Below are 12,468 nucleotides of genomic sequence, written 5' to 3'. Positions count from 1 at the left end.
GTATTCTTATTTTTTGTTGGCCGCCGCCCGGTTCAGGGCATGCGGACCGTTCATGTAATCCGAAAGAATCCGGCCATGATCAAAGGCCAGATCGGGCAAATCGTCCAGGGGGAATATGCGCGCCTGTCCGGCGTCGTCTCCAGCTTCAATCAGGGATACGTCCCGTGCCACCGCCGTGTAGACCACACTCATGGTATGAAAACGCGGGTCCCGCGACGGATCGGAATACACACCCAGCAACCCGGTCAGCACCACGTCGAGGTTGGTCTCTTCTTTCATTTCGCGCACCACGGCGTGTTCGCAGGATTCCCCGTAATCCACGAAACCGCCGGGCAACGCCCAGCCAAAGGGAGGGTTGCGCCGTTCAATGAGCACCACGCCATCCGCATGGGCGGACGCCCCCGGCACGAGGATTATGCCGTCCACCGTGGGATAGGGGTTTCTGGGCTGCTTGTTCTGCATAAAATCTCCTTGTACGATCAAGAGTTGCCCAAGCCCGGCCGCATGTCAAACCAAACCACGGAAAGGCTCTTTTCAAAACGAAAAAAGCCTCCGACATATGGCCGGAGAGCTTTTTTCGAATCGCTATGCAAAAGAAGGATGCTTTCAAATTTGCAACCTGCATGCCACAAAGGGAAACACCAAAAAAATTAATCTTTAAATCAATATTTTCAAGCACTAATATACAGACGGGACACCTTCACCGAAAAAAAATATCACTATCCAGAGTTTCGTTTTTTGAACCGCAGACCTGAAAACGCGGCTTTTGGGGCCATGCGTGTTCAAATTTTTTCACCCACCCGTGTCTGCAGCCAACGGCAGGGTCACGTGAAATTCCGCCCCGTTGCCCACGTCGGATTCCACCCATACATCACCGCCATGGGCCTGGACGATGCTGCGCACGATCATCAGGCCAAGGCCCACGCTGAGTTCGTCGCCGGTGGGCTGGTTCCCGGTACGGGCAAAGCTCTGGAACAACCGGGTCTGGTCCTCCACGGAAATACCCGGCCCCTCATCCACGACCACGAAATGCACCACGTCATCCTCACGCCTCACCCAGACCCGCGTGGTGCTCCCGTGGGGTGAATATTTGATGGCGTTGGAAAGCAGGTTGTCCACCATCTGGGCCATACGCCGCGCGTCAATGTTCAGAGGGGGCAGCGCGTCACTCTCCATCTCGATGGAAATGCTCTTTTGGGACGCGGCAAAATTCTGAATACGGACCCGCTCCGCAACCAGCGCCGCAAAATCCGTGGCCGCAATGCGCAGGTCGAGCCTGCCGGAATGAATGACCGAAACGTCAAGCAGATCATTGACCATGTGCAGCATGTTGTCGGTGGACGTCTGCACTATCTCCAGAATCTCCCGCTGGTCTTCGGAAAGGGGATCGGATTGGCCTTCCAGCAGCATATCCAGAAAACCGCTCATGCCGTTGATGGGCGTGCGCAGGTCATGGGCCACCACACCAAGGAACCGGTTCTTTTCCTCGTCGTGGCGCTTGAGTTCGCGAACCATGTGCAGCATGTCCATGTTTTGCAACACCCGGCAGTTGAATTCCTCCTCGGTAAAGGGCTTGTGCAGAAAGTCATTGGCTCCGCTCTTGATGAACCAGGCCGAAAGAGGTTCCGTCACACGGGCCGAGACACCGATCACGGCGAGCCTGTCGCGGCCGCGTTGGGCGCGTAATTGCCGAACCAGTTCCAACCCGCTCATACCCGGCATTTCATAATCCACGATGGCGAGCTGCATGTCGTCGTGGGCGGCAAGGACATCCATGCCCTCTTTGCCGCTCGAGGCTTCCACCACCTCGAACATCTGGCGCTCCAGAAGCTGACGGATGAACGAACGGAACGATGGGGAATCATCCACAACCATGGTGCGAACGCCCCGGTTGCGCTTAAGCCGCAGTGCCTGTTCCACGAGTTGCCGCACTGCGGTCCTGTCCTTGACCACATAATCGATGATATTCTTGGAAAGGATTTCGGTACGCAGTTCCTCGTCCAGATTGGCGGTAAAAACAATGGAAGGTATGCCCCGCGCACAGGCGTGGTCCACGACTTCGCCGTCCGGGGCATCCGGAAGCGTCACGTCGAGAATGGAAAAGAAGATGTCCTGGCCGGCCTCGGCCATGACCTGTTCGGCTTCGGCAAGAGTTGTTGCGGTTACGACCCTGAATTCACGGGTATCAAGAAGGCGGCGCGATATTTCCTGCAACACCATCCTGCTGTCCTCGACCACAAGGACAAGCGGTTGGTCTCTGGCCATGTCGTCCGGCATACGCTCTCTCCCGTGAATTATCGATTGGTGATGACGAATCCTTCGGCCTCGAGCATGTGCACGGCAACGGCGCCTGCACGAACGACCTCTATTTCGTTGTCGTTTCCCGGCCGGATCACCGTGGACGGGGCACCGCCCAACGGCAATGGAGCGTCGAGGTAGCTCGCGTCCACCCCGGCCAGAAGATCGGGATCAAGCGCTTCGGGATCGGCCGTGGCTTCATGCCCGCTGATATTGGCGCTGGTGGCCACCAGGGGCACGCCCAATTCGCGGCTCAGGGCCGCGGCAACAGGATGCGGACTGAGCCGCACCGAAGTGAATCCCTGTTTGTCGGACACCTGCGGGGCAAGGGATTCACGGGCACGCACCAAAACCGACAGGGGGCCGGGCCAGAAGTGCTCCGCAAGTGAGATCAATGAAAACGGGACGTGGTCCGTGACCAGCTCAAGCCCGCCCTGCCATCCGATGATCAACGGCAACGGCTTGATTTGCGGTCGTTTCTTGAGGGCCACCACCCGCGCACAGGCGTCCTGATCCGTGGCCGCACACCCCAGGGCGTACAACGTTTCGGTCGGATAGACGGCCACCCCTCCGCGGCTCAGGCAATCAAGCACGTTCTGCACTGTTGCTCCACAAGGTTAACGTGGAAAGACACCATTTCATCGACTGTACCAATCCTTGCAGAGCGCCCGGAACTCATCGTCGTCGAAACGCGGGGAGTCATACATCCCGGCTTCGTTGCGCTGCAAAAAGGCCTGATACAAAATGATAGCCGCTGCAACGGACACATTGAAGCTCTGCACCATTCCCTGCATGGGAATGTATACTTCATCGGAAACCAATTCCGCAAGCTCGGGCGCGGTTCCGTCGTGTTCGTTGCTCAGGATGATGGCCGTGGGGATCGTGTAATCGAAAGCCATGACCGGCCGGGCCGTTTCCGAAAACCCGGTGCGCAATATCTGATACCCCCTGTCGCGCAGGGATTGGATCATGCCCGGGCCGTCGTTATGACGAATCCTCCGGACCCATTTCTTTGCCGAAGCCGAGGTGCGCTTGCCAAGATCCGGCCACGGCGACGTTGTATAATACAACTGGACTTCGTGGACTCCGAATGCGTCGCAACTGCGCAACACCGCGGAAACATTGTGCGGATCCCATATATTATCCATGACAAGAGTCAGGTCGGGCTGCCGCTTGGCCAACACCTGTTCAATGCGCTCCCTGCGCCGTTGTGTCACTGGTATGTTCATGTTCGCGGTCGTATCGACAAAGAACTTTAAACGCAAGTAGTAACATTATTTTCTTGGAAGCCCGGTTGACTTTTACTCGTTTTTGAGAACAAAGTGATCCTACGGAATATTAAACCAAAACAGGCAACGGAGCAGGCATGCGGGCCCTGATAGTCGAAGATGAATTCCTGAGCAGAAAAGTCTTGCGGTCCTTTCTTATGAGCCTTTTCGAGATAGACATCGTTGTCAACGGCAAGGAGGCGGTTGACGCTTTCAAGCTGGCCCACAGCGAGGGAAATCCATATTCACTCATCCTCATGGACATCATGATGCCAGAGGTGGACGGAATCGAGGCTCTGGAACAGATTCGCACCCTGGAGCGGGATGAAAAACTGAGCCCACGGGTCAAGGTAGTCATGACCTCGGCCCTGGACGATCCGAAAACCGTGATCAAATCGTTTCACGAAGGCGAGGCATCCGGATATATCGTCAAACCCGTGGATAAGGACAAGCTCTTCGTCGAACTCGAAAAACTGGGGTTGCTCAAGGAGTAACCCGCAAGCCGGGGACCATCATTCATGAGTGAAGAAGATGCGTTGGTTGACGAATTCTTTTCGGAGGTCAACGACAAATACTACCCACAGGTGCTTGAAGGCATCGACATGCTCGAAGGCGGCGACCTCGGCGAAGGAATAGAAATTCTTTCGCGCCCGTTGCACACCATCAAGGGTGTCACCGGGTTCATGTCCGGGTTCGAATACGCATCGGGCTTCACGCACAAGGTGGAAGACTTTCTCAAGAAAGTTCAGGCTGGGAGCGTAGAGCAGTCGTCGGAGAACATCACCCTGCTCTCCCGCGCCGTGAACATGATCTTTCAGGTGGTGGAACAGATCCGCGACGAAGGCGTGCCCGATGAGGAAGAGCCCAACGAAATTCTCGGCAAGATAGACGAGGCTTCCGGGTCAGGGCCGCAGGACGAGGCTTTGGCCTTCGACGGTGTGGACACCGAAGAAAAACAGGGAGTGCTCGTGCTGCGCGTCAAAGACGCCCGGGTTCACCTTGCCCCGCAAAGGGATCTGCTTACTTCAGCCATCATGCAGGCGGACCCCGGAAGCAGCATCCTGCTGGACCTGAGCCGTGTGCTCACCTTCAACTCCGCGGCATGGGAAACCATAGCCGCATACTCGGAAGCTTTCAAAATCGCCGTCTTCGGCATGTGCCCGGCCTGCAAGACGACGTTTTACTCCTGGGGCATGGACGACAGGGTCGCCGTCCACCCCGATGAAGAATCCTATTTCACAAACGCGGCTCCCGGCACGGAGAACAACTGACCATGCGCGAAGCCATCCTTGAGTGTATAGAAGCGCTGGAGAACGAAGTTCTGGCATTGGAAGCGGCCGGGGGCGGCAACGTCGACGAGGTGCTGGCCTCGCTCGGACTCTCGCGGATGAAAATCCAGTCCGCACAAATCATCGCCATATTGGACATGCTCAACGACGGCATCACGCCCGTAAGCACGGAAATCATAACGTCCATGCTGAACGTCGTGGATGCACAAAAGCAATTCCTGCACTCCCTGGCAGGCATACTGGATCAGGGACCGGCGGTCTTGGATTCCGAAGCTGTAGCCGAACAATCCAGACAGGCGGAAACAGCCGAACAGGAATCCGAGGAAGCCATTGCCGCGGCCATGGGCGGCGAAGCTGCCACCACGGGCGAAGCGGAGCAAACCGATCCCCCTGCCGAACAGGCAGCCAAACCCGCCGTCAAATCCAAGGACGCGCCACAGGAGAAAGGCCTCGCGGCACAGGCCATTTCCTCCATTCGTGTGAGCACGGACCGGCTGGACCGGGTCATCGAACTGGTGGGCAAGCTCATGGTCACCTATGCGGTCATCGCCCAAGGCGGTCTGGGCATCGACTCCAAGGTCATGGCCAGCCTCCGGGAACTGGACAACGTCATCAGCAAGCTCCAGTTCGAGGTGGACGCCATCAGGCTCGTTCCGCTCAAACAAATTTTCATGCCCATGCATCGATTGGTGAAAAGCCTGAGCCAGAAAATCGGCAAAAAGCTTGATTTCGAAATGTCCGGTGAAAGTCTGGCCCTGGACAAAACCATCGTGGAATCCCTGAACGAACCGCTGGTGCATCTGTTGCGCAACGCAGTGGACCATGGTCTTGAAACCACCGAAGGCCGTATCGAGGCAGGAAAGCCCGAAACCGGCAGCGTAAAACTCTCGGCATGGCGCAAGGGCGAATTCGCATACATCGAAGTGCGTGATGACGGACGAGGCCTTGATCCGGAAAGAATAAAGGCCAAGGCGCTGGAAAAAGGCCTTGCCGACCCGGATACCGAATACACCGAAGATGAAATTCTCCAATTCGTGCTCATGTCCGGGTTCAGCACTGCGGAAAAGATCACGGACGTGTCCGGCCGCGGCGTGGGCATGGACGCGGTGGTCAACGCCATCCGCGTATCCCTTGACGGCGACATCACCATCGAAAGCACGCTGGGCAAGGGCGCGGCGTTCATCATCAGCATTCCGCTCGACCGCTCGGCCAATGAAGGCATCGTGGAAGCGCTGGTATGCAGGGTCGGTGGAGAAACCTTCATCATACCCAGCCGCGACGTGGTGGAAATCTACGTGCCCAACACCAACGAAGTGGTTGAGCTTCCCGACGGACGCGAAACCGTGGACGTGCGCGGGGAAGTGCACTCCCTGCTGCGCCTCGGCGACCATCTGGGCATCGTTCCCGAGATTCAGGACGTGGACAAATCCCAGACCGTGGTGGTCCGCACCGGCGACTACAAGGCCGCCATCATGGTAGACGACGTGATCCGCCAGCAACAGGTGGTCATCACCCGCTTCACCGTGCCCGTGGAAGAAGTCTTCGACGTACCCCTGCTCGGCTACGGCATGATGGGCGAATCCGACGCCCTGGTGGTGGATACCGAAGAATTGCTGCAAAAGATGGATGAACGTTCCTCGTAACTTGACACCGTTCACCCCCCTTGAATACAACGGCTCTGCTTCAGGTGTCCGCAAGGACTTGATAGGGAATCCCGTGTGAATCGGGAGCGGTCCCGCCGCCGTAATCCTCGACAACCTGTTTTCTTCGTATGCCACTGGGGTTTCCCCGGGAAGGCCGAAAACAGGGAGGGAAGCCGGAAGACCTGCCCGAAGCCTGTCCGAGGAGAGTTCGACGGCAACGGGGCAATTGCCGAACGGACACATCAGTGCAGGCGCAGTCTTTACGCCTTTTCCTTATGCACACTTCATTCAACCAGCCCCTCCCAACAGTCGGAGGAATCAATGCACAACTCATGCAAACGGCTTCTGGTCACACTGATGGCTCTGAGCCTGCTGCTGGCGGCTACTGCGGCAAACGCAGGCCACGGCAACGAAAAAGGCTCTGGCAAAAAAGCCATTGTTCTTACGGCATTCGGAACTTCCTACCCCGAAGCCATCACTTCCATTCTGGCCATTCAGAAAGCCGTGCAAAAGGCTTTTCCCAACGTGCCGGTCAAGCTGGCCTTCACCTCCAACATCATCCGCAAAATCTGGATCGAACGCAGCCAGGACAAGGCGTGGCAAAAGACCAACCCCGGCATTCCGGCCGAGGTGCTGCACGTGAGGACCCCGCTGGCCACCATTGCGGACCTGCAGAACATGGGCTACCGCGACATAACGGTCCAGTCCCTGCACGTTTTTGCGGGCGAGGAATTCCACGACACCGTGACCCTGCTGGCTGGCCTGCGCTCCATTCATGCGCTCAAGCCCCGACACACCCCGTTTGCCCGGCTGGCACTGGGCAGACCGGCACTGGGCATGCCTGGTGAAGGCCACCCCTACAAAACCGACCTGGCCGTGGCCGCCAAAGCCCTGAAAACCGACGTGGAACAGGCCAGAAAAATGGATGCCGCACTGATCTACATGGGCCACGGCAACGACTTCTTCTCCACGGGCATTTATGCCGAGTTCCAGTCTGTCCTGCAGCAGGAATACGGCTGGCCCGTGATCATCGGCTGCGTGGAAGGATTCCCCGGATTCGACGAGGCTCTGGCCGCACTCAAGGCTACGGGCAAGAAAAGCGTGCTCATGAAACCGCTGATGATCGTGGCCGGCGACCATGCCAGCAACGACATGGCCGGAGCCGAGGACGACTCCTGGAAGGTCATGCTGACCAAGGAAGGCTTCGACGTGCACACCGAGCTGCGCGGACTGGGTGTTGTTCCCGAATGGGCGCAACTCTATGTGGAGCACCTCAAGGACGCCATGGCCCGATAGGCCATTCCAGAGGACAATGCATATGACCGCTCCCTGCATCGCCGCCGGAAAACCCGTATTCTGGGTCGCCGTCCTCTCGGGTACACTGCTGTGCCTGATGGTGGCGGCCACGGGCATGGGCTTCATCCCCGTTGAACCGGCCACGGTTCTTTCGGTGCTGGCGGAACGCGTGTGGGGAGCGGAACCCTTTTCCAACCCCATGATTTCGGAAGTGATCTTCAATGTGCGGCTGCCGCGCATCATCACGGCGGCAGCCGCGGGCTTCGGCCTTGCCGTTGCAGGAACAGCGTTTCAGGGCGTGCTGCTCAATCCGCTGGCCGAACCGTTCACGTTGGGCGTTTCCTCGGGAGCCGCGTTCGGCGCGTCGCTGGCCCTGCTGCTGGGGCTGGATTTCGCGGGAGTATGGTCCGTGGGCGCATGCGCCTTCATCGGTGCCGCCACCACCCTGCTGGGGGTCATGGCCATTGCCGGCAGCACCCACAGGCTTTCACCCACCAACCTGATTCTTTCCGGCGTCATTGTCTCGGCCATGCTCTCGGCGGGCATCAGCTTCATGAAGTACATGGCCGACGAGCGGGTTTCCGTGATCATATACTGGCTCATGGGCAGTTTTGCGGCCAAAACATGGGCCGAGGCGCTGCTGGCCGTGATCGTGGCCGGGGTCGGACTTGCGGCCTGCCTTTTCCTGGCCCGGGACATGAACATCATGTCCATGGGCGACACCACGGCCCGCTCGCTGGGCGTGAATACGGAAATGACGCGTGCCGCGCTGCTGGGCATCGCCACGTTCATGGCCGCGGCCTGTGTGGCCGTATCCGGCATCATCGGCTTCGTGGGCCTGATCGTGCCGCACCTCATGCGCCTTGCCTGCGGCCCGGACAACCGACTGCTGCTCCCGGCCTCAGGGCTGGGCGGGGCCATACTGCTGCTGGGTGCGGACACGCTGACCCGCGCCGTGCTCCCCCATGAAGTTCCGGTGGGCGTGCTCACAGCCCTCATCGGCGGCCCGGTGTTCTGTTTCATATTCAGCCGCAAACTGGCCCGGAGATAACATGAACGGTCCCGCCTATACCATCCGCGGTCTGCACTTCGGCCACGGGCAACCGCTCTTTGACGGGCTGGACCTGACCATTGCAAGCAAAGCGTTCACAGCCGTGGTCGGCCCCAACGGCAGCGGCAAATCCACCTTGCTGGACCTCATGACCGGACAGCGCAAGCCGCAATCCGGCTCCATAACCCTATTCGGTTCACCCGTGTCGGCCATGAACCCCCTTGAAATGGCGCAACGTACCGCGCTCATGCCGCAATTCCACAACGTTTCCTTTCCTTTCAGCGTACGCGAAACAGTATTCATGGGGCGACACCCGCACATTCCACGCTTTATGACCCCGGACTGGACCGATCAGGCACTGACCGACGAGGCCATGCAAACCATGGACGTCGCCCAACTCGCTCAGCGGCGCATCACGGACCTTTCGGGCGGCGAACGCCAGCGCACCATGCTGGCCCGCGCACTGGCACAGGACACGCCGGTCCTGCTGCTGGATGAACCCACGGCCAATCAGGACATCCGCCACACCCTGCGCACCTTGCAGGCCTTGCGCACATTGGTCCGCAGGGAAGACAAAACCGTGGTGGCCGTGCTGCACGACCTCAACCATGCGGCGGCCTTTGCCGACAACATCGTGTTTCTGCACAACGGATGCGTCCATTCGTCCGGGCCGCTGGCTCAAACCCTGACCACGCAGGCCGTGCGCGAAGTCTTCGGCGTGGACTGCCGGGTGTACCGGGACGAATTTTCCGGCTCGCTGGCCGTGTCCTTCAAACAAAAGGCTACGCCATGATCCGTATGCGCGTGGCAATTCTTTTTCTGGTGGCCATACTGCCGATCATGGTCGGAGAGGCACGTGCGCACACCGTGGTCACGGACTCCGTGGGCAGAACAATCGCCGTGCCCAAGCCGTTTACACGCATCATCTCCCTGTACGGCGCACACACGGAAAATATCTGCTCGCTGGGACGCGCAAACGCGCTCATCGGCATATCGCGCAGCGACGACTATCCGGCGCAAATCACCACGCGGCCGCGCTTCAACGCCCGCGACGGCATCGAACGCTTTCTGGCCGCCCGGCCCGACCTCGTGCTGGTGCGGCCCATGCATTGGCGTGCCTATCCGGCATTATGGCAAGGACTGGAAAAAGCGGGCGTGACCGTGGCCGCGCTCCAGCCCATGGGCATGAAGGCCACCTACGACTACTGGCGAACCCTCGGCACGCTTACCGGGGCAAGGCAACAAGCCGAATCCATGGTCACAAACTTCAAGACCCGGCTGGCCGATTTGAAAAAAGCCACTGAAACAATCCCCATGCAACAGCGGCCCACAGTCTTTTTCGAATCCATCCACCGCAAGCTGAGCACTTTTTCACCGGATTCCACGGCCATGTTCGCCCTTGCCGCGGCCGGAGGCATCAACGCGGCACAGGATGCAACGCCGAGACATGGCACCAACATCGCCGAATACGGTGCCGAACGGATCATCGCCCACGGCGCGGATATCGACGTGTATCTGGCCCAGACCGGAACCATGAACAGGACTTCATCAGCGGACATAAAACAAACGCCCGGGTTCGCAGCGGTCAAGGCCGTGCGCGAAGGACGAGTATATACGGTCAGCGAGGACATCGTGTCGCGCCCCACCATGCGGCTGCTTGAAGGCATCGCCACTCTGCGCTCCCTGCTGCGCCTGCCCGCCAAGACCGAACAATGAAAAACATCACACTCCCTGAACAAACAGGCATAAAGGACAAACCATGACAAAGCCCGGCATGCTGCACGGCATCGGTGTCGGCCCCGGCGACCCGGAACTGCTGACCTTCAAGGCAGTCAGAATGATCCACAACGCGAATGTGGTATTTGCGGCCGCATCCACCAAGAACGATTATTCCACGGCCCTGAACATCGCCCGCCCCCACATGCGCGAAGACGTGCGCGTGGTGCAACTCGGCTTTCCCATGACGCGGGACAAGGCCGTACTGCAAAGCGCGTGGGAAGCCAACGCCCGCATCGTGGCCAGGGAGCTGCATGCAGGAAACGATGGGGTTTTCCTTACCCTGGGCGACCCGCTGACATACAGTACCTTCGGCTACCTGCAAAACATGCTCAAACGGCTGGAACCCGACCTGCGCATCGGCGTTGTTCCGGGCATCACCTCCTATCAGGCAGCAGCGGCGCGCGTGGGGTTCGTGCTGGCCGAGTCCGAGGAAAGCCTTGTGCTCACATCGGGCGTGTGCAAAAAGGAACGGCTCAAGGAACTACTGGACAAAGCGGACAATGCCGTTATCCTGAAGGCCTACAAGAACTTCGCTGAAATACGCGACACATTGAATGAATTGCGCCTGAACGACAGGACCGTGCTGGTTTCACGCCTGGGCATGGACAACGAATCCATACTCATGGACATCAAGGACGCCCCGGAACGGCCGCACTATTTCAGTCTGGCGCTGGTACGCAAAAATACGCATGAATAACGCCATAATACTTGCCTCGTATGGTTCGCGCCACCAAAACTCGGTGGCCGCACTCGACCATATGGTCGAACGCGTCCGGACCGCATGGCCGGGCGTACCCGTACTCAAAGCCTACACATCCCGGACAATACGCGGACGCATGACTCGAGCAGGCGAACAGGCCGACTCCGTGGCCGAAGCACTGCAACGGTTACTGCAGCTGAATGTGCGGCGCGTGGCCGTGCAGTCCCTGCACATGATCCCGGGCTCGGAATTTCACGACCTGCTGCCACTGGCCAGCAAGTTCATGCTGCGCGAAAACGGCTTTGAACGCGTGGAGGTGGGCTTTCCCCTGCTGGCCGGGGAAGAGGACATCGAACAGGTGGCCGGGGCCATACTCTCGGTGCTGCCCGCGCACAGGAAAAAACGCGAGGCCGTGCTGCTCATGGGGCATGGGACCCTGCACCCCGGCAACGTCTACTACGAAGGGCTGCATCACTGTATCCAGCTGCGCGACCCGGACGTGTTCGTTGGCGCGCTGGAAGCCGAGCCGGGTATAGAAAAAATACGCGACACCCTGCTGGAGCGCGGTGTGGAAAAGGCGTTTCTGCTTCCCTTCCTGTTCGGCGCGGGGCATCACGCATCCAAAGACATGGTGGGCAAGGCCGACCATTCATGGAAAAACGTGCTGGAGCGGGCCGGAATCGCCTGCGAGGCAGTGCTCAAGGGAGCCGGGGAATACGATGTTCTGGCAGATATCTGGCTGGCCCATCTGGACGAAGCCATGAAGCGACTGGACCGGCGTTAGGAATACATCCTGCGGCGCTGTATGGGAGCGCCCGCCACAAGACGGCGGGTCACGATGCGCTGCAGGGACTGGGCCTGCCCACGGGTCAGGTCCACATAGGAACAGCGGGCGTACCCCTTTTCATAGTGCACCACCTGCACGCGCAGGTTGCTGGCCACGGGCACTTCGCCGCGGAAGATATACACGCTGAACTGCATGCCCACGGTGAGCCTTCCCTCAACGGACAACCCGAGCGATTCCACGGAAATATCGCGCACGCCAAAGGCTACATCCTGATTCGCAACCTTGGCATACAGGTGAAAACGGGTGGCACGGTACAGCCCCTGCCGATCATCGTGAATATCTTTCATTTCCGGCCTC

General features: G+C 59.0%; 14 protein-coding genes and 1 riboswitch. Of the genes, 9 read left to right on the top strand and 5 right to left on the bottom strand.

What is annotated here, in order from left to right; genetic code table 11:
* Nucleotides 1-6: 6 nt before the first annotated feature.
* The 4 genes from F8A88_RS07545 to F8A88_RS07530 form a co-directional block, all read right to left on the bottom strand.
* Nucleotides 7-462: an NUDIX domain-containing protein gene (locus F8A88_RS07545; RefSeq protein WP_151150517.1), complete on the bottom strand. Its 456-nt coding sequence runs from the start codon at nucleotides 460-462 to the stop codon at nucleotides 7-9.
* Nucleotides 463-792: 330 nt separating this feature from the next.
* Entirely contained in the window at nucleotides 793-2,277 is a 1,485-nt protein-coding gene (locus F8A88_RS07540) for a hybrid sensor histidine kinase/response regulator (RefSeq protein ID WP_241667385.1), read from the bottom strand.
* Nucleotides 2,278-2,294: 17 nt separating this feature from the next.
* The gene (locus F8A88_RS07535; RefSeq protein WP_151150516.1) at nucleotides 2,295-2,900 is read right to left on the bottom strand and encodes an L-threonylcarbamoyladenylate synthase; all 606 of its coding nucleotides are present in this window, start codon (nucleotides 2,898-2,900) and stop codon (nucleotides 2,295-2,297) included.
* A gap of 36 nt (nucleotides 2,901-2,936) precedes the next feature.
* A complete protein-coding gene (locus tag F8A88_RS07530) occupies nucleotides 2,937-3,527 on the bottom strand; it encodes a TrmH family RNA methyltransferase (RefSeq protein ID WP_151150515.1) in 591 nt (196 codons plus the stop codon).
* A 137-nt stretch (nucleotides 3,528-3,664) separates the two neighbouring features.
* Between F8A88_RS07530 and F8A88_RS07525 the strand changes: the two genes are divergently transcribed.
* From F8A88_RS07525 to F8A88_RS07485, 9 genes are all read left to right on the top strand, one after another.
* Nucleotides 3,665-4,060, top strand: coding sequence for a response regulator (locus tag F8A88_RS07525; protein ID WP_151150514.1), 396 nt, complete (start codon nucleotides 3,665-3,667; stop codon nucleotides 4,058-4,060).
* 24 nt (nucleotides 4,061-4,084) lie between these two features.
* Entirely contained in the window at nucleotides 4,085-4,837 is a 753-nt protein-coding gene (locus F8A88_RS07520) for a histidine kinase (RefSeq protein WP_151150513.1), read from the top strand.
* Between the two features lie 2 nt (nucleotides 4,838-4,839).
* Nucleotides 4,840-6,498, top strand: a complete 1,659-nt coding sequence (locus F8A88_RS07515) for a chemotaxis protein CheA (RefSeq protein WP_151150512.1) — start codon at nucleotides 4,840-4,842, stop codon at nucleotides 6,496-6,498.
* A gap of 25 nt (nucleotides 6,499-6,523) precedes the next feature.
* A riboswitch (cobalamin riboswitch) is annotated at nucleotides 6,524-6,702 on the top strand.
* Nucleotides 6,703-6,819: 117 nt separating this feature from the next.
* Nucleotides 6,820-7,794: a sirohydrochlorin cobaltochelatase gene (locus F8A88_RS07510; RefSeq protein WP_151150511.1), complete on the top strand. Its 975-nt coding sequence runs from the start codon at nucleotides 6,820-6,822 to the stop codon at nucleotides 7,792-7,794.
* A 22-nt stretch (nucleotides 7,795-7,816) separates the two neighbouring features.
* On the top strand, nucleotides 7,817-8,845 hold the full coding sequence (locus F8A88_RS07505; protein ID WP_151150510.1) for a FecCD family ABC transporter permease: 1,029 nt from the start codon (nucleotides 7,817-7,819) through the stop codon (nucleotides 8,843-8,845).
* A gap of 1 nt (nucleotide 8,846) precedes the next feature.
* Nucleotides 8,847-9,638, top strand: coding sequence for an ABC transporter ATP-binding protein (locus tag F8A88_RS07500; protein WP_151150509.1), 792 nt, complete (start codon nucleotides 8,847-8,849; stop codon nucleotides 9,636-9,638).
* Nucleotides 9,635-10,561, top strand: a complete 927-nt coding sequence (locus F8A88_RS07495) for an ABC transporter substrate-binding protein (protein WP_241667384.1) — start codon at nucleotides 9,635-9,637, stop codon at nucleotides 10,559-10,561. The genes F8A88_RS07500 and F8A88_RS07495 overlap by 4 nt, the downstream gene beginning before the upstream one ends.
* 43 nt (nucleotides 10,562-10,604) lie before the next feature.
* Nucleotides 10,605-11,321: a precorrin-2 C(20)-methyltransferase gene (cobI, locus tag F8A88_RS07490; protein WP_151150508.1), complete on the top strand. Its 717-nt coding sequence runs from the start codon at nucleotides 10,605-10,607 to the stop codon at nucleotides 11,319-11,321.
* On the top strand, nucleotides 11,314-12,108 hold the full coding sequence (locus tag F8A88_RS07485) for a sirohydrochlorin cobaltochelatase (protein ID WP_151150507.1): 795 nt from the start codon (nucleotides 11,314-11,316) through the stop codon (nucleotides 12,106-12,108). Before cobI ends, F8A88_RS07485 begins: the two co-directional genes overlap by 8 nt.
* Here the strand turns inward: F8A88_RS07485 and F8A88_RS07480 are convergent.
* Nucleotides 12,105-12,458: a hypothetical protein gene (locus F8A88_RS07480; protein ID WP_151150506.1), complete on the bottom strand. Its 354-nt coding sequence runs from the start codon at nucleotides 12,456-12,458 to the stop codon at nucleotides 12,105-12,107. The two genes, F8A88_RS07485 and F8A88_RS07480, sit on opposite strands and share 4 nt — an antisense overlap.
* Nucleotides 12,459-12,468: the final 10 nt, after the last annotated feature.

Origin of the sequence: Pseudodesulfovibrio senegalensis (assembly GCF_008830225.1) — a bacterium.
Taxonomy (GTDB): domain Bacteria; phylum Desulfobacterota; class Desulfovibrionia; order Desulfovibrionales; family Desulfovibrionaceae; genus Pseudodesulfovibrio; species Pseudodesulfovibrio senegalensis.
Note: the sequence above shows the minus strand (reverse complement) of the source record. Positions and strands in the feature narration are given on the sequence as shown.

What these genes read in the sequence shown, in the direction of transcription:
- F8A88_RS07545 (WP_151150517.1), bottom strand. Translation starts at nt 462, where the DNA reads ATGCAGAACAAGCAGCCCAGAAACCCCTATCCCACGGTGGACGGCATA.
- F8A88_RS07540 (WP_241667385.1), bottom strand. Translation starts at nt 2,277, where the DNA reads ATGCCGGACGACATGGCCAGAGACCAACCGCTTGTCCTTGTGGTCGAG.
- F8A88_RS07530 (WP_151150515.1), bottom strand. Translation starts at nt 3,527, where the DNA reads ATGAACATACCAGTGACACAACGGCGCAGGGAGCGCATTGAACAGGTG.
- F8A88_RS07525 (WP_151150514.1), top strand. Translation starts at nt 3,665, where the DNA reads ATGCGGGCCCTGATAGTCGAAGATGAATTCCTGAGCAGAAAAGTCTTG.
- F8A88_RS07520 (WP_151150513.1), top strand. Translation starts at nt 4,085, where the DNA reads ATGAGTGAAGAAGATGCGTTGGTTGACGAATTCTTTTCGGAGGTCAAC.
- F8A88_RS07515 (WP_151150512.1), top strand. Translation starts at nt 4,840, where the DNA reads ATGCGCGAAGCCATCCTTGAGTGTATAGAAGCGCTGGAGAACGAAGTT.
- F8A88_RS07510 (WP_151150511.1), top strand. Translation starts at nt 6,820, where the DNA reads ATGCACAACTCATGCAAACGGCTTCTGGTCACACTGATGGCTCTGAGC.
- F8A88_RS07505 (WP_151150510.1), top strand. Translation starts at nt 7,817, where the DNA reads ATGACCGCTCCCTGCATCGCCGCCGGAAAACCCGTATTCTGGGTCGCC.
- F8A88_RS07500 (WP_151150509.1), top strand. Translation starts at nt 8,847, where the DNA reads ATGAACGGTCCCGCCTATACCATCCGCGGTCTGCACTTCGGCCACGGG.
- F8A88_RS07495 (WP_241667384.1), top strand. Translation starts at nt 9,635, where the DNA reads ATGATCCGTATGCGCGTGGCAATTCTTTTTCTGGTGGCCATACTGCCG.
- cobI (WP_151150508.1), top strand. Translation starts at nt 10,605, where the DNA reads ATGACAAAGCCCGGCATGCTGCACGGCATCGGTGTCGGCCCCGGCGAC.
- F8A88_RS07485 (WP_151150507.1), top strand. Translation starts at nt 11,314, where the DNA reads ATGAATAACGCCATAATACTTGCCTCGTATGGTTCGCGCCACCAAAAC.
- F8A88_RS07480 (WP_151150506.1), bottom strand. Translation starts at nt 12,458, where the DNA reads ATGAAAGATATTCACGATGATCGGCAGGGGCTGTACCGTGCCACCCGT.